This window comes from Streptomyces johnsoniae (assembly GCF_031845565.1).
GTDB classification, from domain to species: Bacteria; Actinomycetota; Actinomycetes; order Streptomycetales; family Streptomycetaceae; genus Streptomyces; species Streptomyces johnsoniae.
The window spans coordinates 381,306-402,898 of the sequence record NZ_JAVREV010000007.1; the positions used below are offsets into that span (position 1 = coordinate 381,306).

The window sequence follows — 21,593 nt, forward strand, 5'->3', positions numbered from 1 at the left end:
TGAGAGAGTCAGTCGTCATCGCCCGCAGCGTAACGCTCCCGGCCGGTGATCCGCCAGCCATGCGGCAGCGATCACGGCCGGCCCGCGCGTTCCGCGCGAGCGCGGTCATTCCTCCGCGTCGCGGACCAGGAGTGCGATCTGCACCCGGTTCTCGACCGCCAGCTTGGCGAACAGGTTGCCCGTGTGCGCCTTGACGGTCGCGACGCTGATGCGCAGCCGCTCGGCGATCTCCGGGTTGCCAAGACCGTCCGCGATGGCCCGGGCGGTGGCGAGTTCCCGTTCGGTCAGTGCGGACAGCTGTTTCCGCGCGGCTTCGCGTGCCGATTCGCGAGCGTCGGAGGGCTGCGGCCCGGTCGCCGCGGCGATCACCCGCGCCGTGACCGCCGGGGACAGCACGGGGTCGCCGTCCGCGACTGTCCGCACCGCGTCGATGATCCGCGGCGGCTGGGTGTCCTTGAGAACGAACCCGAGCGCTCCGGCGCGCAGCGCGCCGAGCACCAGATCGTCGGAGTCGAACGTGGTCAGCATGAGCACCCGCGGCGGCGCCGGTTGGGTGAGGAGTTCCCGGGTCGTGCTGAGACCGTCCCGGCCGGGCATGCGCACGTCCATCAGAACGACGTCCGGCCGCTGTTCGTCCACCACCGTGAGCGCGGCGTCCCCGTCGGCCGCCTCGGCGACGACGGTCAGGTCCGGTTCGCCGTCGATGATGAGCCGCAGTGCCATCCGCACCAGTTGGTCGTCGTCGACGATGACGATACGCACCGGCTCCCGCTCGGTATCCACTCATCTCCTCTTTTCGTGATTGTTTCCCGGCCAGGGTAGTCGCGCGGTGAGGAGATATCCGTTGTCGGGTGTCGCGTGATGGTCGAGTTTTCCGCCGGCGAGAACGATGCGTTCGGTGAGGCCGAGCAGGCCGAATCCTGACGCCGGCGGTTGCGCGGTTGTCGTGGTGGCCGGGGAGTTATGCACGCTCACGTGCAGTTTTTCGCCGGCTGCTCCTTCGAGAACGATGCGCACGTGTGCGCCCGGGGCGTGTTTGGCGGCGTTGGTCAGCCCTTCCTGGACGATCCGATAGCAGGTTCGTCCGACGACGTCGGACGGTTTTCCCGTCACGGTGCTGGTGAGCGTGACGTCCAGTCCTGAGGCGCGGGCCTCGGCTACCAGTTCGGGGATTCGGTCGAAGGAAGGTTGTGGCGGTTCCAGGCGGCCAGGACCGCCCGGGCGGTCCGGGCCGGCTCGGAGCACACCGAGGACGTCGCGCAGTTCTTCCAGTGCTTGGTGGGAGCCGTCGGCGATGCCGCGGATCAGCACGCGCATGTCCTCGGCGGGGAGGTCGCCGCGGTGGTCCAGCACTCCGGCTTGCATAGCGACCAGGGAGATCCGGTGCGCGAGCACGTCGTGCATCTCGCGGGCGATCCGGTTCCGTTCCAGGGCCCGGGCCTGCGCCGCTCGCGCGCTCTGCTCCCGTTCCGCGCTTTCCGCCCGGTCTCGCAGGGAACGCACTTCGACACGCCGCGCCCCGACGGCCATGCCCGCGGCCACCGCGATGCCCGCGGTCAGTGCCGAGAGCGCGAGTTGGAGCCACATCGCGCCGCGCGGACTCTCGATCGGGTAGAACCCGCCGGTGAATTGTGACGCGGTCACGTAGGCCAGCCCGACTGCCCCGATCTCCACCGGACGGCGACGAGCGGAGATCGAGCCCAGCGCCAGAAGCGCGGCGCCGGAGGCGAGCGTCGACGCGGTCGAGGCGATCGCGACCGTCATGGCGACGGCGAGCGGGAACCGCCGCCGCCACAGGAGCGCCATCAGGCAGCCGAAAGCCACCAGCGGATCACCGGTGAAGAACCAGGAGTACGTCTCGTTCGTCTGCTCCCGATCGAGCACCACCCCCATGGAGAGCCAGATCGGTATGCCCAGTGCCGCGGCCGCCAGCAGCCGCCATATCTGCTGCCACGCCCCGAGCCGTGGCGCGAGGTCTGTGTTCACCCGGTCATTATCGTGAAACGGTGCGGCCGGTGCAGCGGACCGGGGTCTGATGCGTCCTCGACCACGGTCGAAGTACCACCTGGTCCCTGGTCGTAGACGATTCGAGCCGCCGGGCTGATGTGCCGGCGCCGGTGCCGGGACAGAATCGTTCACGTGCCGAAACAACCGGAAAACAGGGCTGGCTATCTGGCCCTTGAGGCGGTCGGGATGGTGATCACAGCCCTGTCCGCCCAAGCGGTGATCCGCGGTTTTTTCAATCCGGAATACGAGCCGCTTTGGGGCATCTTCAACGGGGTGCCCGGCGGCCTTTCCGGCCAGATGATCCTCCTCGCCTTCATCGCGCTCGTCGGAACGGTATTCGGCGGCTGGGCACATATCCGTCAGGAACCGAGCACCGAGCGGGCCGCTCATTTCAGGGGAGCACGACGTAAATACCGAAGGAATACCGGAAAATAGCGCGGTGCGTCACGGGCGTCCCGCACCGGAACGTTGATCGCACGCCGCCACCACCCCAGCCACGCCAGCCACGCCAGAGACCCCGCGCCGCCCCTCAGGAGGACAACAGATGCACAGAACTTCGCCCCTCGCCGTCGCCCTCACCGCCACGGCGGCAGCGGCGGCGGCAGCGACTCTGGCCCCGGGAGTGTCGGTGGCGGCAACGCCGGACACCGTGCGGTGGGGCCCGTGCCCGGAGGAGGTCGACGCACCCCGTCTCGAGTGCTCGACGCTCGAAGTCCCGCTGGACTACCGGGACCCGGACGGCCGGCAGATAGACATCGCGATCTCCCGGCTGGCGAGCGAGGAACCGTCGCAGCGCCGCGGCGTGCTGCTGACCAACCCGGGCGGCCCCGGCGCCACGGGACTCGACTACCCGGCCGTGCTCGCCGGCTCGGGGCTGCCGCAGGAGGTGCTGGACTCCTACGACCTGATCGGCTTCGATCCACGCGGCGTCAGCAACAGCTCGCCGGTGACCTGCGATCTGACGCCTGAGCAGCAGCAGCGCGGCGCCTTCGCGCCGTACGCGCACACCGCGGCCGATGTGGCGCGGGAGGCGGAGTACGCGCGGACCATCGCCGAGCAGTGCGCCGCCTCGCCGACCGCGTGGATGCTGCCGCACACCACCACCGCGAACACCGCACGCGACATGGACCGCATCCGGGCAGCGCTGGGCGAACCCAAGCTCTCCTACCTCGGCGCCTCCTACGGCACCCACCTCGGCTCGGTGTACACGACGATGTTCCCGGACCGCGGCGACCGGATCGTGCTCGACAGCGCCCTTGGCCCCGGCGGTTACGACGTCACGGCCATGCGGATGTTCGCCCCCGGACTTGAGGACCGGTTCCCGGACTTCGCCGCCTTCGCCGCCGCGCGCCCCGAGTACGGTCTGGGCACCACACCGGAGCAGGTCACCGCGAAGTTCTTCGATCTCGCGGAGCGGTTGGAGGCGGCACCGGTCCAGGGCGTCGACGGGACGGCGTTCCGCGGGATCACGTTCGAATTTCTCTACAGCGACGCGCTCATGCCCCTGCTGGCCGAAACCTGGCAGGCGCTCGACACGGACCGGCCGCTGCCGCCCATGCCGCCGCTGCCGCCGGACCCGGAGAACTCGATGGCCGCCCGTCTGTACGTGATCTGCAGTGATTCGCGCTGGCCGGGGACGGTCCAGGAGTATCAGCGGAATGCCGCGGCCGACCGGCAGAGGTACCCGATGCTGGGCGGGATCGCGGCCAATATCGGACCGTGCGCGTTCTGGCCGACCGAGCGGGTCGAACCGCCGGTGCACATCGGTGACCAGGGCCCGTCGAACGTGCTCATAGTGCAGAACGAGCGCGACCCGGGGACGCCGCTGGCCGGCGCCCAGGAGCTGCGGCGGGCGTTCGGGGACCGGGCCACGATGGTGACGGCCGACCAGGGCGGGCACGGTGTCTATCCGTTCGGCCGCAACACGTGCGCGAACGACGCGGTGACGGCGTTCCTGACCACCGGGCAGCGCCCGTCGCAGGACCGCGCCTGCCCGGCGGAGCCGAGCGAGTAGCGAGTAACGGGTAGCGAGTAGCGGGAACGGAGCACTGTGCGCCTGGGCGGACGACCGCAACGGTCGTCCGCCCGGGCAACGTTCGTCCCGCCGCCGTTCGCCGGGCTACGGCTGTCCGGCGCGGCGGCGGCGGAACTGCCCGAGCGCCGCGTCGACGGCGAGGAAGGCGAGCAGCGACAGGCCAAGCAGCGGAACGTAGTAGCCGACCACCGCGGCGAGCGCCAGCAGGGGCACGAGCACCGCCCACGGCGCCCTGCGCCAGGCGCCGCGCGGGGGCGGGCGGCCCCAGGCCATGCGCCGGGCCGTGGTGGGCCGCCGCTGCCACCACATCCGGTAGCCCAGGACGATGACCGTCATCAGGGCGCAGGCCAGCGCCATGAGCACGATCTGGTTGGCGAGCCCGAACAGCAGGCCCATGTGGGCGTCGACCCCCCACCGGGCGAGTTTGGCCGCCAGCGGCCAGTCCTCGAACCTGACGGTGTCGGTCACCTCGCCCGTTGCCGAGTCCACCGCCACGGCGTCCTGGGCGACGGGCCAGTGGCTGCGGGTCTCCTTGATGGAGTAGACACCGCCCGGCTCGGCCGGGTAGATGATCTCCACCTCGTCGCCGAGCCCTTCGTCCCTGGCGGCCGCGAGTACCCGGTCAGGACCCACGTCGGCGGCGTGGCCGTCCCCTCCCGCATGCCCTTCGTGCCCCTCATGCTCGCCGTGCCCCTCGTGCTCGCCGTGCCCCTCGTGCTCGCCGTGCCCCTCGTGCTCGCCGTGCCCCTCGTGCCCCTCGTGCTCGCCGTGCCCGCCGTGTCCTTCGTGTTCCGCGTGCTCTCCGGCGGTCGTGCTCACCGCCGGGGTCTCCCAGGACAGGGCCGAGCGCAGCTCCGTGATGTTGGCGCCCGCGTGCTGGGACCAGGTCAGGCCGGTCAGCGAGAGGAAGCCGAGCCCGAGCCCGATCCACAGGCCCACCGTTCCGTGCCAGGTGAGGGACGCCCGGCGCCCCCGCAGCCCTCGTTCGGGCAGCAGGGTACGGCGGACCCGTCGTTCGGCGCGCCGCCGCCCGATCCACAGCACCACACCCCCGAGGACGATGACCGCCAGCCAGCTCGCGGCGAGTTCACTGTAGTGACGCCCCAAGTCCCCCAGGTGCAGGTTGCGGTGCAACTCGTCGACCCACCAGCGCACGGGCAGCGCGCCCGAGGAACCGTACGCCTCCAGCGCACCCCGCACCTCCGCGGTGTACGGATCGACGAAGACCGCGAGCCGGTGGCTGGGGCCGAGCCCCGGAACGTCGAGGAGGACGCGCGTCGTCGCGCCCTCGTCCGCGCCCGGGCGCACCCCGTTGACCGTCCCCTCCGGATGCGCCGCGCGGGCGGCCGCCACCTGCTCCTCGACCGGGAGCCGCTCGTCACCGACGGGCACCCGCAGTTCGTGGTCGTAGACGATCTTCTCGAACTGCACCGACGCCGCGTAGAGCAGGCCGGAGAACGCGGCGACGAACAGGAACGGCGCCACCAGGAGCCCGGCGTAGAAGTGCAGCCGCAGCACGAGCGGTTTCACGGCCGAACGGCTCACACGGCTCGAACGGCTCGCACCGCCGGCGGAGCCGCTGTCCGCCGTCTGCTCCTCCTCGGGCTCGCCCACTTCGGGCAGAACGGTCATCGCCAGTCTCCTTTGCACCCGTGCATCACTCAGGTAGTCGTGAAACCGGCCCACCGCGTTCCCGGACGGACCCGACGGGCGGTGAGAGCGGGAGCGGAGCATGCGCCGGCATATCGCCTCCGATAAAACGTTCGCGCGTGCCGTCGTCCGGATGGTGAGGTGGCACGGTGACCGACCACGACGAGGCGGCGGCTGTCCGACCGTTGACACTGGCCTGGGTGGGCCGGCACCTGGCGGCCGGCGAGCGGATCACCAGGATCGAGGCGCTGCACGGCGGCATCACCGCCGAGATGCGGAGGCTGACCGTCGGCGCGCGGGACGGAGACACCCGGCACCTGGTGCTGCGAAGCTTCGTCGACCCGTTCCACGTGGAACGCGCCGAGGAGTCGCTGACCGGGGAGTCCGGCGCCCTGACTCTGCTCACGCGGACCGCGGTGCCGGCTCCTGGGCTGATCGCGGTTGATCCGGCCGCCGCGCATTGCGAGTATCCGTCGCTCCTCATGACACATCTGGCGGGCCGGACGGTCCTCGACGACGAGGGGCTTGAGACGCGCGTTCCGCTGCTGGCCCGTCAACTCGTGGCGATCCACGCGTTGCGGCCCGCCGAGCGGCCCCGGAAGTACGGGACGTTGACGACCGCCGACACCGTCGTGGTCCCGAGCGGCGCCGACGCGGCGGCATGGGCCGCGGCGATCGACGTGATCCGCGAGCCCGCGCCGCCCTACGAAGGGCGGTTCCTGCATCGCGACTTCCAGCCCGGGAACGTGCTCTTCGACGTGCCGCCCGCGAGGCCGGCAGCTGCCCGGATCACCGGCGTCGTCGACTGGGCCGCGACCTCCTGGGGCCCGGCGGATCTCGATGTGGCGCACTGCTCCGTCAATCTGGCGCTGCTGCACGGCCCGACGTGGGGTCTGCGGTTCCCTGCGGCGTACGAGGAGGCCGGCGGGGTGCTGGCCGCGTCCGCGAGCGAGCGGCGGTTCTGGCAGGTCCGGGACGCGCTGGCGTCCTCGGAAGAAGTGGAGTCGGTGTCGCGGCTATGGCGCGAGGCAGGCAGGACGGAGCTGACGACGCGTGCCGTGGAGGAGCGGCTGGATGCCTATGTCACCGCCCTGATGGACACGCTCGGCTGAGCCTCTGGGCCCGGGTGCACTGCTGCCCGGTGTCGCGCAGCGCGGCCTCGCGGTAGTCGCGTGGTGGCACGCCGTACGCGGCGCGGAAGGCGCGGCCGAAGTCGGCAGGCCGGCGGAAGCCGAGGCGGTGCGCGATGGCGCTGACCGTGACATCGGCCAGCAGGGGGTCCGCCAGGTCGCGGCGGGCTCGTTCCAGCCGCTCGCGGCGGACGAGCCCGGCGACGGTCGCGCCGTGCCGCTGGAACAGCCGGTGCAGCGAGCGGGCGGACAGGTGGTGGGCGCTGGCGATGGTCTCGGGGGCGAGCGCCGGGTCGGAGAGGTTGCGGAGGATAAAGTTCTGGACGCTCAGGTAGAGCGCCTGGGGGTGCCGATCGGCCGGCGGCATCGGGCGCTCGTCGACGCGCTGGCCGATGGCGGCGGCGATCAGGTCGACGAGCACGGTGGTGAGCCGTGGCCCATCGGCGGGCCCGTACTCGTGGGGCCGTTCGGTGACCTGGATCAGGAACCGCCTGAGGACCTCGCCGAAGCCCCGGTCGGTCGGCATCCTGGTGGAGAGCAGCGGGGTGAGCCGGTCCGGCGGGACGGGCAGCAGGCGGCGCGGTAACTGGACGACGATCTGGCGGACCACGTCCCCATGCCGCGACAGTGCCGAGCCGTCGAACGGATAGGACGAGTCGTAGAGCACCAGTCCGCCGTCATCCAGTTCCGCCTCGTTCTTGGACTGGGCGAGGCGCATCCGGCCGGTGACGGTCAGGGACAGTTGCAGGTACTCCGGGTCGCTGCGGCGGATCAGCTCCGGCGTGCGGCGGACGCTGGAGATCGAGGGGTAGAACATGGACGAGATCTGGGCGAGTCCGAAGTCCAGCATGGTGAGGGAGGCGCGGAAGTCGGCCGCATGATCCGTGTGGATCGCGGTCGGTATCAGCGTGGCCATGGTCATGTCGTGCCACCAGGCGAACCTGTCCGCCTCGGGCGAGTCCTCGGTGGTCCGAGTGGTGACTATCACGCCGTCAACACCTCTGCTCCCACTCCGCATCGGGGGCCGGGGAGACCGGACAGGCCCGGCCTCCCCACGCGTACTCCCTGTGCGGGACGCCTACCCGGCGCCCACGGTTTCGTCTCCCGGCACTTCGGCGCCGGGCGGCCCCCGAGTGGTGGCGCGGAAAGCGGAACGGTTGGCGCCGAGAGCTGTGGACCGCGCCGGCGCGAGCCGGGACAGTCGACAGCGACGGAACACGGCACGGCTCGGCTGGCCAACGGGGGTCGGCGCCGGGTTCCGTCGTATCGGGGACGACGGTTGGGCGGGAGGCGATCCGGCTATGGCCATGGCCACCACGTGCGGGGACTGTACGTGCGAGGGCATCGGAGATGACGGCATGGCGGGTACACGCCGCGCGGCCGGCGGACGGGAGGCGAGGTCGTGATGTTTCCGGGCCAGGCCGTGGCGCAAGCCAACCTCTCCGCAGGGCAGTTGGCCGAGTTCCCCACCCTCGGATTCGTCCCCTGCCCGGGGAACGCCGACGCCGCCGCGAGCCTGGCATCCGAGGTGCGGAACGTCACCACCCAACTGGGCGACGCCCTCGCGGAGATGAACGGCTCCGCCTTCCAACGACGGTGGGAGGGCAAGGCGGCGGACGCGTTCCGCGACACCTGGACGCAGCTGCGCCCCAAGGTCGACACCCTCCACCAGTCGATGAACGGCGCCGCCGACGCCCTTGGGGAGTGGGCCGGTTACATGCCCGGCCAACAGAGCGCGGCACACACTCTGGAGGAGCGCGCCCGGCAGATCGAGCAGGCGCTGGACGCCCTGCCGGCTCCCCCGCCCCAGTTGATTGGGGCCCCGTCGATCGTCCGTTCCCAAGAGCTGAGCGAGCTGTACGGCGAGGAACAGGCCGCGACCTACCTCCGCAACGAGGAGCGGCGCGAGCAGCTGAACGACCAGCTCGACAACATTCAGGAGCAGGCGCGCCTGCTCGCGCAGGCGTATGCCTCCCACGGTGAGGACATCGCCGACCGGCTGCGCAGCGCGCTCAGCGAGGTGACCGAGGGCGGGTTCTTCTCCCGCATCGGCCGGGCCCTGGCGGACGGGGTGCTCGGGCCGCTGGAGCCCCTCCAGGAGTGGATCGTGGGGAACGCCGCACGCATCGGCGAGGTGGGCGACGTACTCGCCCTCTACAGCACGGTGATGGCGGTCGGCTCCGAGCTTCCCTTCATGCCGCCCACGGCCAAGGCGGTGCTGGGCATCGGTGCCGCCGTACTGGGGCTGGGCGCGCTCTCGGTCCACGGCACGGCCAAGCTCGCCGGCGCCGAGGTGACGGGGCGCACACTCAAACAGGACTTTTTAGGGGCGCTGGGGTTCGGGACGGTGGGCGGACTCGCGGGCGGCTACGCCAAGACGATCGGTTGGTTGGGGCGCTTCGGGACGGGCGACAGCATTCACAACACCTACGAGGACCCGTCCACGCTGCGCTACTTCGTACCGACCAACGCACGGCAGGGGCTCACGCTGCTCACCGGCCAGCACGCGCTGGTGGCGTTCGAGAACGCCTGGCGGGCCGGCGGAGAAATGAAGAAATAGCGACCCGGGAAAGGGGGTTCGTGGATGTTGCAGGTGGCCTTTGACATACCCGAGAATTTTGCCAGGACCCCGGTCGGTATGACCGAGGACGAGGTCCGGGCGCACGCCACGGCCCGGCTCCGTGACGGCGCCGGCGAGGCGCGGGCCCCGAGCGACGAGACGTTGCGCGAAGTGCTGGAGCACTCACAGAGGTTGAGCGAGGCGGGCACCCTCTACTGTGGCTCGTTCCTCGGCGAGCTGGATGCCGAACTCTCGTTGGCCACGCTGATGGTGAACGTCGTGGAGTTCCCCTACGGGGACGACCCGCGGCTCGCCACCGAGGGCATGGCACAGTCGCTGTCCGCCGCCCGGGGGCCGCAGTGGGCGGGCGGCCTCTACGAGTTGCCGTGCGGACAGCCGGCCTGCGTACTGACCGGGCCGGTCGTCTTCCAGTCGCCCGACGCCGAGCCCGACGAGGTCGCCTACACGAAGCTACAGGCGTTCGTGCCGGTGCCGGAGACGAGTGACCAGCAGGAGCAGCTGCTCTTGGTCGTCGACTTCGGCTCCCCGTCGCGGCAGCACTGGGAGCGTTACATGGAGGTCCCCGCGCGACTGCTGCGCAGCCTCTCCTTCACCGAAGCCGACTCGAAAGGGCCTGAACATGGCTGACGTGTACGTGGAGTACCAGTCCGTCCGTGGCATGCGGGACAAGGTGAACGAACTGCACAGCCAGTTGCGGGGGGTGGCGGGAACCGTCCGCGGATTCGACGGTGAAGCCATGGGCGTGGTCGCGCTGGCATCGGTCGTGAACGACACGGGCGAGGAGTGGGAGCGGGAAACGGAGCAACTGGCCCAGGTCTTCGACCGTGCCGTGGACTCGCTGGACGATGTGCTGAGCCACTTCCAGGGCGTGGAGGAAGAACTGCGCCAACGCGCGACGCGCGACTGAGTCCCGCCCCACCGGAGGCCGTCGTCGCTGACCTCGGCCGAGGACGACCGGGCTGCTCATCGCGGAGGAAAGCGCCTCTGCTACGCGACGTCGGGCCGTGTCATCAGCGGCGACCGCACATGCAACGCCAGACTTGGGCTGGTCAGGGGCACGACGTTCCACGTCGCCATCGCTGTCCCCGCGTCGGCGTAGACCGACAGCAGAACCCGGTGCGGTGTGGTGATGACATAGATCTCGGCGACGAACGTGTTGCCCTGCCAGGCACCGGCCGCGACGACAGGGCGGCCGAGCGGCGCACTTTCCCGCCATTCGCCGTGGCCCGCCTCGATGTTGAGGAGCGGCCCGAGCCGAAGGAGCCATCCATCGTCCACGGGATCGACCATCACCGTCGTTCCGTCGGGCAGAGCCGAATCCCCGACGGAGGCGTCGAGTCTCGCCTTGACGGAACGCTCCGGGTCGGCCGAACCCGGCACCGACGCCAGTGACAGCCGCCGCAGCCGATCGGCGAGGATCTCATCGTCCCGGCTGCTTCCCGCGTGGTCCAGGCCGGGCAGCAGGCACTCCCACAAGGGGGCGAGCACTGCCTCCCCCTGCGGTATGGCGCCGGTCACGGCGACCACGAGATCGGACGACGGGACGACCACGCACAGCTGACCGAAGGCGCCTTCGCCGCGGTAACCGTGACGCGACATCCAGAACTGGTAGCCGTACCCGCGAAGCGCGTCGGGATTCTTCGACCAGTCCTCGATCTGCGGGGTGTCGACGTGCCGTCTGGTCGCGAGCTCCACCCATTCGCGCGGGACGAGCCGGCGGTCGCCCCAAAGCCCTCCGCGCAGCAGCAGTTCGCCGAAGGCAGCGACGGCCTCGGTCGTGAGGTGCAGCCCGTGGAATCCGAAGGCGGCGCCGCTCGCCACCCGGTCCCATTCGGCGTGGTCGACGCCCATCGGCTTGAAGAGGCGCTCGTCCAGCAGTTCCGGGAGGCTGCGGCCCGTGACCCGTTCCACCATCCCGGGCCAGGACGAAGGTGGTCGGATTGTCGTAGGCATGCCGTGTCCCCTCGGCCTCGGGGAACGGTACGCGCAGGAAGCCCTTCACCAGGTCGCCCGGTTCCCGTTCCCATGCTTCGGCGAGGCTGTCCGTACGATGTCCGGCCGTCATGGACAGCAGGTGGTGAACGGTGAGGCGGCGTCCCTGCGCCGAGATGCCGGCCGGAACGTGGTCGGGCAACACGTCCACCATCCGATCGTCCAGCGAGAGCAGCCCGTCGGCGATCGCGAGCCCCACGGCGACCGAGGTGAACGACTTGGTCAGCGAGTAGAGAAGGTGCGGGCGCTCGGCCGAGTACGGCGCCCACCAGCCTTCGGCGACGACGTGACCGTGGCGTACGACCATGATGGAGTGACACTCGACGGATTGCGCTTCGAGCCGGTCCAGCAGCGCGGTGATCGAACGGGACGACACCCCCGAGGCGGCCGGGGCCGAGCGCGGCAGCAGGGTGGGCCGAGAAGCCATCCGGGTACCGTACACGAGAGCGCTTTCGGGCCCCAGCGATTAACTGATCGCCCCATGTGAACGTCGACCGGCACGTGCCGGGTGGTCAACTCGCGGTGTGGGCCCGCAAGATCTCGACCAGGGCGAGCGCCTTCCAGAGAGGGTCGGTGATGGTCTGGGCAAGGGGCTCGGCACGCTCGGTGTCGACGGGGACGAGCGCCTTCACCAGCCTGTACAGGGCGTGCGCTCTGCGCATGTCGTCGGTGAAGCGTTCCGCGGTTCTTCCGGCTCTGTCCGCGTGGGCCGGTCGGTGGGTGACGATCTCGACTTGGAGGTCCATGATCCGCGACAGGTCGAGGTCCTTGTGCTCCTTTCCGTCCGGCGATATGCGGATGACGCGTTCGGCTTCGCGGGCGTACCGGATCGCCCGGTCAGGGTCCCTTCCGGCCACGGCTTTTCCGGCGGTGGCCAGTGCTCTGGCGATGGCGGACAGGGGCCATTTCGCCTCTGTGCCCGGAAGTCCGAGGGCCATGCGTTCGGACTCCCGGACGAAGGTGTCCACTCGGTCGGGACGCGTGCCCGCGACCGCTTCCCCGGCCTTGGCCAGCGCCTCCGCGACAGCGCGCAGACCACGCGTCCTCTCCTGCTCGGGAAGGACGTGGGCGAGCGATTCGGCCTCCCGGATAAGTGCCTCGGCCCGACTCGGGCTGGCTCCGGCCAGGTGACCACCGGCCTGCGCCAGCACCTCGACGGCGTCGCGCGACACCCACTGCTTCTGCAAGCCGTCGCCCTGTGAACTGGCGATGCCCCACGCCTCGTGGGCGAGTTCCACCGCTCGCTCGGCGTCGACCGGGACGAGGCCCTTGCCCACTTGGACCAGCGCCAGCGCGACGTGATCCCCGAGGGCGCGTTGCCGAGAGCCGGCGAGGTGGGGAATGATGCCCTGGGCTTGGCGGATGAGATCGACCGCTCGCCGGGGGTCCGTGTCGGCCAGGTGCCACGCGACATCGCTCAGGGCCTTCGCGAGATCCTCCAGCCGGTCGGCCCGATCGTCGTCGTCGTTGAGGTCGTCGACGAGTCGTCGTGCCCGTGCCAGCAGGGCGATGACACGGTCAGGGCTGGTCCTGGCCGCCCAGCCGACACCACGGGGCAGCGCGCCCGTGAGGTCGTACAGCGCCATCTCCCTCTTCCGGTGGCTGACCTGCGGGATGGTCTGCGCGGCTTCCTCCAGCAGTTCCAACGCCTGATGGTGGTGTTTGTGCTCGACCAGGTCCTTCGCGACTCTCACCAGCTTCTCCACTCGCCGCTGCAGGTCGGCGGTGGCCCTGGCTTCGTCGGCCAGGAGCGCGTCCCGTGATGAACGGCGCGAGGCCTCGTCGAACGCGTCGCTGTAGCGGTCGGCGTCGCGAAGGTTCTCGGCCTCCGCCACGAGGCGCTGACGCCATTCCGGCGTGTCGTCCAGCACTCCGCAATAGGACAGCCTGCGCAGGAGGTCCCCCTTGTCGCGGGAGTTGGGGAGGCTGTCGATGACCTCCTCCGCCTCCTCCACGAGCCAGGTCGCCCGGTCACGGTCGGTGGCAGCCAACGCATCGGCCAGGCTCGCCAGACCTGACGCCCTCGTGGGGAGTTCCGCCAGGCCCTGGATGGTGGACTCGGCCTCGTCCACGAGACGTCGCGCGCGTGCCGGGTCGAGCGCGACCAGGCTGGTGGCGGCCTTGGCCATGAGGAGCGCGCGTTGGGTGGGGTCGGTGGTTTCGCGACCGGCCCGTATGACCTCGTCGGCGAATTGCCCGGCCCGATCGGGGGCGACCCTGGCCGTCGCGCCCGCGATCTCGGCCAGCAGCCGCATCCGGCCGAGGACGTCCGGGACCGCGCGGGCGGCGCGTTCGGCAGCGGCCAGAGCCGCGAGATGCGCGGCGGACGTGCCGGGGCCCGGCTCTGAGGCGCGACGTTCGCGGGTGGCGCGGTTGTGGAAGTGGATGTGGCGTGTGGCGTTGTTCTGCGCGAAGTGCTGTGGCTCAGGGCTGCCGCGGCTCCGCATGCGATCACGAACGCGCAGCCAGGTGCTCTCCAGGCTGATCAGCGACCCGGCTCCGGTGATGCCCGCCCCCAACGTGGTGATCAGTTCACCCGTGAACTCGGGAAACGACGCGCCGGGGCGCACGAAAGAACGGCTCTCCGCCGGCGCCGAGGTCAGGACGCAGTCCCCGTAACTGTCCCCGTGGCCGTCCCCGTGACCGTCCTCGCCCTGCCCGTGTTCCTCCTCGTCCGCGCCGTTCGCGTGGGCACGTTCGTCCAGCGCGTGGGCCAGCTCGTCACGGCTGGGAGCCGCGGTGGGGGACATTCCGCCGGCGATGCCGCTGTAACAGCAGTCCAGCACGGTCACGCGGTGCCTGGCGCGGTGACCGCTCTGGCGCATCAGGTCGCGGAGTTGCAGGTACGGCAGGGTGCCGAGCTGCGGGTAGTCGGGATCGGCGTCCGCCAGGGCGAGGTACAGGTGCCCGCCGAGGTCGCGCAGCCCGTGCCCGGCGAAGTACACCAGCAGCGTTTCCTCGGTGGCCACCGCGGCGTCCTTGACCGCTGTCAGAATCCGTACGCCCGAGGTCTCGGCGCCCAGGACCGTCACGTGGTCCTGCGGGAGCCCCCAGACCGACAGGTCACGCAGGAGACCAGCCAGGTGGCTCGCACCGGTCGCCGCCGCCGGCATGGTGGCGAGGTCGTCGTGCGCGTAGTCGCCGATCCCGACCACCACTGCCCGGCTCTTGCGCGGATCAGGAATCGCCACCGGCGCCCTCGCCCGTGTCCTCCCCGTCCACCGACCCCGCGCGGCCGGCGGCGTCGCCGCCGGGGGTGGCAGTCGTGGTGCCCAGGAGGCGAACGAGCCGCGCGGCGTCCTCCGCGCTGCCTTCCTCGATCACGAGCCGGACGCCGTTGTGCTCGACCACCATCTGCGCACCGGGCCGCTGGCGGGGCGGGAGTGAGGCGCGGAAGTTCAGGTGGGAGTAGATCAGGCCGGCGGCCGAGAAGCCCGTGCTCAGGGTCAGGCCGATCCACTCCAGGAGATCTCCGGACATCCCCCCGTCCGCGGTGGCCGACCGTTCGCGGGTCATCGTCACGTGTCTGCCCACGCTCCGGTCCCTGGCCAGCCAGTCAGCGAAGCGCCCAGTCAACTCCGCGCCGCCGTCACCACTTTCGTTCCCTCCGACACGTATCCGCATACCCCCACCTTGTCCCGACGAGCGACCTCACCGGAGTCTGGCCGCACTGAGTCACCGGTGTGAACCATCCGCGACCGTACTGGCCTTGGGCGCGTTCGCCAAGTGCGGAAGGCCCCCACCGGTGCTCCAGATCATCCGGACCGCACAAGGCCCGGCCGGCCAGGCGACTTCTCATTGATCAGGTCCTGGGCGTCGTACGCCGGGATGACGGTGCGTGCGGTGCGGCACTGCCGGAGCGGGATCGCTCCGGCAGTCGCAGGTACGGTGCCGACGCCGGTGCCGTGGCCGAGCTGATCAAGATCCGGGCCCGCACCGAGGCCGGGGCGAGGCGTAGTTCGCCTCGGCGGTCGCGGACATCGGCAAGCGGCCGGCACACCGTCGCGTTCTGCGGACCGATCGTGGCACCGCCGACCGACCTTGATGCCGTACTTCACAGCGTTCGCCTCGGCGTTCGCCTCGGCGGTTTCCGGCCGGGGTATCTGCTCCGCCACGAGAGCGAAGAACCCTCTCGCGAGTGCGGCATTCCGTAGTCTCGGATATGAGGGCGTTGTTGACGCCGATGACGAGATCCACGTCGTCCTCTGCGATCAGCCGTTTTGGTCGTCGCAGCGGACGAACTCGACCTGGCGGCCGAGCAGTCCGCCTCGACTGTTTGAGTCCTCGCGCCAGATTTCATATGGGCGAGACGGGCCGACCGGCTGTTGTCCGCGAGGGAGCCGGCGCGGCAGTCACGTCAGGCGCCGCCTCCGGCACGCCCCCCGGCGAGGAGCTGTGTCTCCCAGGCGAACGCCACACCGGTGGCACCGGTGTGCTGAAGCATGACCTCGGTGACGCCCTGAATGGTCTTCTCGCGGGCCCAGTCGCGCTGCCACTCGCTCATTACGGCCATCCAGGTGATCGGAACCACGCCCGCCCGGACCATGCGCCGCACGGCCATGTCGTGTGTCTCCTTCGAGGCACCGCCCGAGGCGTCGGTGACGGCGAAGACCTCGAAGCCCTCGCCCGCCGCCTGTATGGCCGGCATCGCCACACAGACCTCCGTCCAGAGACCGGCCACGATGAGCTTCTTGCGTCCGGTCGCCTTGACGGCATCCACGACGCGCTCGTCCTCCCAGGTGTTGATGAGAGTCCTGTTGATCGGCTTCTGCTCCGGGAACACGTCCTGCACACCCTGGATGAGAAGGCCGCCGCGGTCCTCCAGAACGGTCGTCAGAATCGTCGGGACGTCGAACACCTTGGCGGCCTTGGCGAGTCCGACGACGTTGTTGACAACCATCGCCGGTTCGTGGCTGTGCAGGTTGGCGAACTGGAACGGCTGGTGGTCGATCAGTACGAGAACGCTCTCCTCGGGCGTCAGCAGCGCGTTGAGTCCGGCCTTGTTCTCAGTGCTCATGGGATTCCCTTTCTGAAGCTTCGAAGCCTGCAGCGAGCCCACATGCGGGCTGACCACCTGGCGACCCCACATCGTTTGGTTGACGCGTCAACCAGATTAGGGCACAGGTCATTGAATAGTCAACTAGTCGCCGAGTAGGCCAGGTCGGACCGGGGCGCCGCGGTGCACCTCTTCGGCTACCTGGTGGAGCAGATGCCGCGCGCCCGCGCGACGGCCGACTTGGACCTGGCCGCCTTCGCCTTCACCTTCGGCATCACGACCGGCTTCCGCCCGGTCCGGTAGGCCCGCCCGCCGCCCCTCGGCCCTCCACCGCTTCGACTGCGGCAGGAACACCCGTCGCCCCCCAGGCCCGCTTCACGTCATCGCCGCCGTCGCCCTCGCCGCGGACACGGACTGCTGGACCGCTGGACCGCTGGCCCAGGTCGCCGAGCCCACCGGCCGCACCAGCCGGGGCGACCGTGGTGCAGGGCGCCCGCACGACCGCGATCCGCCGGGCCGGACTCCGCGACGAAATACACCTATTCGCGCAATCTGCGACCAGATACGCGCGCTCGGCTCGTTCGCGCACACGTTGACCGTGGACACCGGAGACGGCACAAGCCCTGGCGATCTGGCGGCAACTGCACACAGACCCCATATCGAACTTGTCCCGCCACCGGTGGCGCGCCATCCCCGGCCCACGTCGGATTCCCGCAGTACCGCGCAGGAAAGAGCTTTGGAAAAGATGCGCAGCAACACGCTATGCCGACGGCGGGTAGGACCCGCCCGTCCCCAACACCGCTCGGCACTGCCCCCTCTGAGCACCGAAAACAGTAATGCGCGCACGTTCCTCGCACAGTTCCACGACAAGGACCGGGTGATCGACGGCCCTGATGACGGCTTCTTCGTCGATATCAGCTGACCGCTCGGGCGGCGCTCCGACCGGGTCAGCGTTCAGCCGCCGATCGTTTTGGTCCGCGACACCCCGCGCTTTTCAGGCACCCTTTTCCGGAGAAGGACAGCCGCCCTGCTGCTGGAACCTGATCTTGGCAGGGCCGAATCTCAGGCAGCCAGCCACTGCCTCGCCCGGAAAGGCTCAGTGACGTTTTCTCAGCGAAATGATCTTCGCGAAGCGGGTTGATCTGGGCACCGCAGACCGGATCGGACAGTGATGGCCCGGGTATGGACAGACGTAAAGCCCCTGATAGGACGGTTCTCACCACAAGATCGTCCGCTGAACCAGAGGCTTCACGTTGATCCCCTATGCTGCCATGCTCGATGTCCCGCGCCACGTGGTGGAGTACCTGGCCCGGCTGCTGACCGGACACCGCCGCCGGATCGGCCCCCCGAAGAGCTCCCGCGTGCTGGGCCCTTTCCGACAGGCGATGCTGGTGCTGCGCTGGTTCCGCGAGGCCGGGTGCGTGCACTGCCTGGCCCGTGACGCCGGGATATCGCAGGCCACCGGTTACCGCTACCTACACGAAGGCATCGACGTCCTCGCCAGCCAGGCCCCGGACCTGCACGAGGTGTTGCGGCGCTGCCACGCGGAGGGGATGACCCATGTGGTCCTGGACGGCACGCTCGTCGCCTGCGACCGTGTGGCGGGGACCACCGAGAAGGGCAACGACCTGTGGTACTCCGGGAAGGCCAAGCACTTCGCGGGGAACGTGCAGTTCATCGCCGCACCCGACGGCACTCCCCTGTGGGTCTCCGACGTCGAGCCCGGATCGGTGCACGACCTGACCGCCGCCCGCATCCACGCCCTGCCCGCCCTGTACCCGGCCGCCCGCGACAGCCTGCCGACCCTGGCTGATGTGGGCTACACCGGGGCCGGCATCGGTATCCACACGCCCTTCCGCCCGCACCCCGACATCTCCTCCCCACTCGCCGCGGACAACCGCACCCACAACCGGCTGCTGCGGGGTATCCGGGCCCTGGGCGAACGCGCAGCGGCGGAACTCAAACAACGCTGGCGGGCACTCCAGCACGTCACGATCAGCCCCTCCCGCATCGGAGCCATCGCCAAAGCCGCACTCGTCCTCAACACCTCATGGAAATGAACTCGGCTGAGAAAACGTCAGTGGTTCGTGGGTCGAGCGTGGATACCGCTCGCCCACGGTCAGGCGCTGTCCGGTGCTGCGGATACCAGTCGTGCCGCTGGTGGTAGTGGTGCTTGCTGAGGGCAGGCTTCGAACGCCTGGATCGCCAACCCAGCGAAGCGTCGGGAGGCCATGACCTGGGTGTCGGTCGATCTCGTGTGGATCCCCTTGTTGGCCATGAGGATGAGAATGAGGTCGTCCAGGATGAAATCGGACCGCAGGTGCCCTGCGTCTTTGGCCCGCTGAGCCAGTCCGGCGAGCGCTTTCATCGTGTACTCACGGTCCGCGACATCCGGCGCCCCTGGAAAGGTCGACATGAAGGCTTCGCTGAAACCCCGATCCCGCGCGTGCAGCTCACAGATCTTTTCGATCACCAGGCACAGGCCACGCCACGGATCGGGATCGGCGCACCCGTCGTCGACGATGGTGCGACAGGCGCGCAGCTGGTCCGCGAAGGCTTCGGTGGCCAGCACCTGCTTGGTCGGAAAGTGACGATACAAGGTGGCAGGTCCGACCCCCGCGCACCGCGCGATCTCTCGCATCGGCACGTCCAGGCCGTCGGCGGAAAACAGTGCTCGGGCCGCGTCGAGGATGCGCTCGCGGTTGTCCAGCGCGTCCGAACGCAGAGTATGAGGCAAACGGTCGACCATGCTCTCAATTTACCTAAACGGACGGGGGCGTCCGTTAGCGTTCCAGACGTAGCAGCTCACCGAGATCATCGGGGCGCACAGCACCGGAGCCCAACCCCTACCGTGCCGTGCACCCCTCCCGCCATCGGCGGCGATCGGCGGCGGGTACTGAGCACGACCGCACTTGATCGGTCCAAGAACATGGGGACGACGTTGAAGGCAATCGCGATCCAGACGTACGGGGGTCCTGAAGGTCTGGCTGTTGTCGACCTGCCGGCTCCCACACCTGCTGCCGGACAGGTGGTGATCGCCACCGACGCCGTCGGCGTCGGTGGCGTCGACACCGTGATCCGAAGCGGGGCCCTGGCCGCCTACGGCTTCAAGGAGGGCCACATCCCAGGCAGCGAGGTGGCGGGCACCGTGACCGCGGTCGGTGACGGCGTCGACGCCTCGTGGATCGGCGAGCGGGTGTGGGCCTTCACCGGCACCGGCGGAGGCTACGTCGAACAGGCCCTCGCACCGGTCGAAGAGATCGTTCCCCTGCCCGTGAACCTCTCCGCGGTCGATGCGGTGACACTCGGCAGTTCCGGCGTGGTGGCCCACTTCGGGCTCCGCCACGCCCACTTCGCTCCCGGGGAGACGGTCCTGGTGCGTGGCGCGGCCGGAAGCATCGGGATCATGGTCGTGCAACTCGCCGCTCACGGCGGCGCCGCCGCAGTGGCTGTCACCACCTCCTCGGCCGAGCGCGGCGAGCAGCTGCGACGCCTCGGCGCCACCCACGTGCTGGACCGCTCCGGCGGCGGAGAGGAACCAGTTCCCGCAGGGTATGACGTCATCATCGACGTGGTGGCCGGCAAGGACATGCCGTCGTTCTTCGACCGGCTCAACCCGAACGGCCGCATGGTGGCCGTGGGCGCTGTCGCAGGCCAGCCACCGGCGGACTTCGGCACAAAGATCATGGCGGCGTTCCAGAAGTCGATGTCCTTTGCCTCTTTCAGCGCAGCCACCGTCACCGGATCCGACCGGCGTGCCGTGCGGAGCGAGCAGTTCGCCGCAGCGAGCCGGGGCGAGATTGAAACAGTGGTGCACGAGGTGCTGCCACTGGACGCAGCCGTGCTGGCGCACCAGAAAATGGACGCGGGCGAGGTCTTCGGCAGGATCGTGCTGACACCGTAATCGGAAATATCCACGCCGGGATTGCCACGATCCCTGCTCAACCGAGGCGAGAGAATCCAATGTCGGTGTGTGGAGACAGAATTGGACTTCCTGGCGACCGCGATCTACGTGAAGACCGATGATGCGCTGAAGGGGTCGCCGCAGTTCGGGCCGTGGCGGCTGGCCGTTGGCATTGCGCCGCAGCTCAGCGACGCCGAGCTGGTGACCCTGACGATGATGCAGGCCATGCTCGGCTTCACCTCCGAGGCACGGTGGCTCCGGCACGCTCATGCCCACCTGCGGCACCTTTTCCCCTACCTGCCCAAGCAGCCCGGCTGCAAAAAGCGCCTGCGCAAATGCGTAGACCTCGTCCGCCACGTGGCCCGCACGCCGGCCCGGGACACCACGCTGTGGAGCGACGATGTATGGGGCGTGGACTCCACGCCGGTTGAGTGCGGCCATTCCCGTGAGACCGTCAAGCGCTCCGACCTGGCCGGGTGGGCCCGCAGTACGGGTACTGCGCCAGACACACGCGTTACTTCTGGGGACTGCACGGCCTACCCATCACCTTCGCGCTGACCGGAGCCAAGGCCGACGAACGCGAGACCCTGCTGGACCTGCTCGACGCCGAGACCCAACTCACCGCAGAGCACCCTGACCAGACGCTGATCGGCGATAAGAACTACTTCGGCCACGAGTTCGAACAACGGCTGGCCGAGCTGGGGGTCCGGCTGCTGCGGCCGGCCCGCAAAGGCGAGGCCGACGTCTCGGTTCATCGTGTCTGCGGAAGTCATGTGGGTCGGCTCTTCCGGCAGGCTGATCGGGGTCTGATACTGGTGGGCTCGCGTATTCAACTGTCGCGGGTTCCCCGAGGCCCCCAGCCCGCCGGTGACCGGGTGTGATCGCCAGCAGCGTATCGGGGACTGGATCTTCCCAAGGGCAAGGCCGGCTCCACCTGCCTCAAGTGCTGTGGCTTCGCGTGATCGAATCCGAGAGTGAGATCAGCGGCCGGCTACATCCAGCACGAAGACGGGTGGGACACCACCAGCTCCAACAACCTCGCCTGACCCCCGCCTGCCGGGGGATGGGTCGTCGGCAGGCGGCCGGGTAGATTTCTGCCGAGGCGAGGGCGGCTCAGATGCCTGATGCGCGACAGCAGATGCCCGTCGATCGGCGGCCGAGCACGGACCGGGGAAGGAAGGCCGGGCGGCATGAGAGGAACGTGCGCTCGTTCGCTGTGCCCCCGCGACTGACCCGCTTCCTCGGGTGCCAGGACATCAGCATCAGTGATCCTGTCGGAGGGTGCGTGCGCTGGCCCG

Annotated in this window: 18 protein-coding genes and 2 pseudogenes; 10 read left to right on the top strand and 10 right to left on the bottom strand. The window is 69.6% G+C overall.

What is annotated here, in order from left to right; translation table 11 throughout:
- Positions 1-105: 105 nt before the first annotated feature.
- Together RM779_RS15755 and RM779_RS15760 are read right to left on the bottom strand one after the other, a co-directional pair.
- Positions 106-783 carry a response regulator transcription factor gene (locus tag RM779_RS15755; RefSeq protein ID WP_311618323.1) on the bottom strand — a complete coding sequence of 226 codons (678 nt, stop codon included), beginning with the start codon at positions 781-783 and terminating at the stop codon, positions 106-108.
- The gene (locus RM779_RS15760; RefSeq protein ID WP_311618324.1) at positions 784-1,986 is read right to left on the bottom strand and encodes a sensor histidine kinase; all 1,203 of its coding nucleotides are present in this window, start codon (positions 1,984-1,986) and stop codon (positions 784-786) included.
- A gap of 153 nt (positions 1,987-2,139) precedes the next feature.
- Here RM779_RS15760 and RM779_RS15765 point away from each other — a divergent pair, with 153 nt between their 5' ends.
- Positions 2,140-2,442 (top strand): hypothetical protein, encoded by a 303-nt coding sequence (locus tag RM779_RS15765; protein ID WP_311618325.1) that lies wholly within the window; start codon positions 2,140-2,142, stop codon positions 2,440-2,442.
- A 109-nt stretch (positions 2,443-2,551) separates the two neighbouring features.
- Positions 2,552-4,021: an alpha/beta hydrolase gene (locus RM779_RS15770; protein ID WP_311618326.1), complete on the top strand. Its 1,470-nt coding sequence runs from the start codon at positions 2,552-2,554 to the stop codon at positions 4,019-4,021.
- Between the two features lie 105 nt (positions 4,022-4,126).
- On the opposite strand, the gene RM779_RS15775 is transcribed toward RM779_RS15770, so the two are convergent.
- A complete protein-coding gene (locus tag RM779_RS15775; protein ID WP_311618327.1) occupies positions 4,127-5,674 on the bottom strand; it encodes a PepSY-associated TM helix domain-containing protein in 1,548 nt (515 codons plus the stop codon).
- A gap of 167 nt (positions 5,675-5,841) precedes the next feature.
- On the opposite strand from RM779_RS15775, the gene RM779_RS15780 reads away from it, so the two are divergent.
- Positions 5,842-6,804 carry a phosphotransferase family protein gene (locus RM779_RS15780; protein WP_311618328.1) on the top strand — a complete coding sequence of 321 codons (963 nt, stop codon included), beginning with the start codon at positions 5,842-5,844 and terminating at the stop codon, positions 6,802-6,804.
- Here the strand turns inward: RM779_RS15780 and RM779_RS15785 are convergent.
- Positions 6,776-7,810 (bottom strand): AraC-like ligand-binding domain-containing protein, encoded by a 1,035-nt coding sequence (locus RM779_RS15785; RefSeq protein ID WP_311618329.1) that lies wholly within the window; start codon positions 7,808-7,810, stop codon positions 6,776-6,778. The genes RM779_RS15780 and RM779_RS15785 overlap by 29 nt on opposite strands.
- Positions 7,811-8,227: 417 nt before the next feature.
- Between RM779_RS15785 and RM779_RS15790 the strand changes: the two genes are divergently transcribed.
- The 3 genes from RM779_RS15790 (at position 8,228) to RM779_RS15800 (ending at position 10,310) form a co-directional block, all read left to right on the top strand.
- Entirely contained in the window at positions 8,228-9,382 is a 1,155-nt protein-coding gene (locus tag RM779_RS15790; RefSeq protein ID WP_311618351.1) for a WXG100 family type VII secretion target, read from the top strand.
- Between the two features lie 78 nt (positions 9,383-9,460).
- On the top strand, positions 9,461-10,030 hold the full coding sequence (locus RM779_RS15795) for a hypothetical protein (RefSeq protein WP_311618330.1): 570 nt from the start codon (positions 9,461-9,463) through the stop codon (positions 10,028-10,030).
- Positions 10,023-10,310, top strand: a complete 288-nt coding sequence (locus tag RM779_RS15800; protein ID WP_311618331.1) for a hypothetical protein — start codon at positions 10,023-10,025, stop codon at positions 10,308-10,310. Before RM779_RS15795 ends, RM779_RS15800 begins: the two co-directional genes overlap by 8 nt.
- 80 nt (positions 10,311-10,390) lie before the next feature.
- Here the strand turns inward: RM779_RS15800 and RM779_RS15805 are convergent, their stop codons facing one another.
- The 5 genes and pseudogenes from RM779_RS15805 to RM779_RS15825 form a co-directional block, all read right to left on the bottom strand.
- A complete protein-coding gene (locus tag RM779_RS15805; RefSeq protein WP_311618332.1) occupies positions 10,391-11,317 on the bottom strand; it encodes a serine hydrolase domain-containing protein in 927 nt (308 codons plus the stop codon).
- Positions 11,318-11,387: 70 nt separating this feature from the next.
- Positions 11,388-11,822: pseudogene (locus RM779_RS15810) on the bottom strand (serine hydrolase domain-containing protein); the annotation flags it as partial.
- Positions 11,823-11,907: 85 nt separating this feature from the next.
- The gene (locus tag RM779_RS15815; protein ID WP_311618333.1) at positions 11,908-14,586 is read right to left on the bottom strand and encodes a caspase, EACC1-associated type; all 2,679 of its coding nucleotides are present in this window, start codon (positions 14,584-14,586) and stop codon (positions 11,908-11,910) included.
- Positions 14,573-15,019: an effector-associated constant component EACC1 gene (locus RM779_RS15820; protein WP_311618334.1), complete on the bottom strand. Its 447-nt coding sequence runs from the start codon at positions 15,017-15,019 to the stop codon at positions 14,573-14,575. The genes RM779_RS15815 and RM779_RS15820 overlap by 14 nt, the downstream gene beginning before the upstream one ends.
- A 733-nt stretch (positions 15,020-15,752) precedes the next feature.
- On the bottom strand, positions 15,753-16,412 hold the full coding sequence (locus RM779_RS15825; RefSeq protein ID WP_311618335.1) for a hydrolase: 660 nt from the start codon (positions 16,410-16,412) through the stop codon (positions 15,753-15,755).
- Between the two features lie 577 nt (positions 16,413-16,989).
- Here RM779_RS15825 and RM779_RS15830 point away from each other — a divergent pair.
- Positions 16,990-17,313 (top strand): hypothetical protein, encoded by a 324-nt coding sequence (locus RM779_RS15830; RefSeq protein ID WP_311618336.1) that lies wholly within the window; start codon positions 16,990-16,992, stop codon positions 17,311-17,313.
- A gap of 331 nt (positions 17,314-17,644) precedes the next feature.
- Positions 17,645-18,451 carry a transposase family protein gene (locus RM779_RS15835; RefSeq protein WP_311618337.1) on the top strand — a complete coding sequence of 269 codons (807 nt, stop codon included), beginning with the start codon at positions 17,645-17,647 and terminating at the stop codon, positions 18,449-18,451.
- 59 nt (positions 18,452-18,510) lie between these two features.
- On the opposite strand, the gene RM779_RS15840 is transcribed toward RM779_RS15835, so the two are convergent.
- Positions 18,511-19,140 (bottom strand): TetR/AcrR family transcriptional regulator, encoded by a 630-nt coding sequence (locus RM779_RS15840; RefSeq protein WP_311618338.1) that lies wholly within the window; start codon positions 19,138-19,140, stop codon positions 18,511-18,513.
- A 192-nt stretch (positions 19,141-19,332) separates the two neighbouring features.
- On the opposite strand from RM779_RS15840, the gene RM779_RS15845 reads away from it, so the two are divergent.
- Complete coding sequence (locus tag RM779_RS15845; protein WP_311618352.1) at positions 19,333-20,295, top strand: zinc-binding dehydrogenase; 963 nt, start codon at positions 19,333-19,335, stop codon at positions 20,293-20,295.
- A gap of 69 nt (positions 20,296-20,364) precedes the next feature.
- A pseudogene (locus RM779_RS15850) lies at positions 20,365-21,032 on the top strand (transposase); the annotation flags it as partial.
- Positions 21,033-21,593 lie beyond the last annotated feature (561 nt).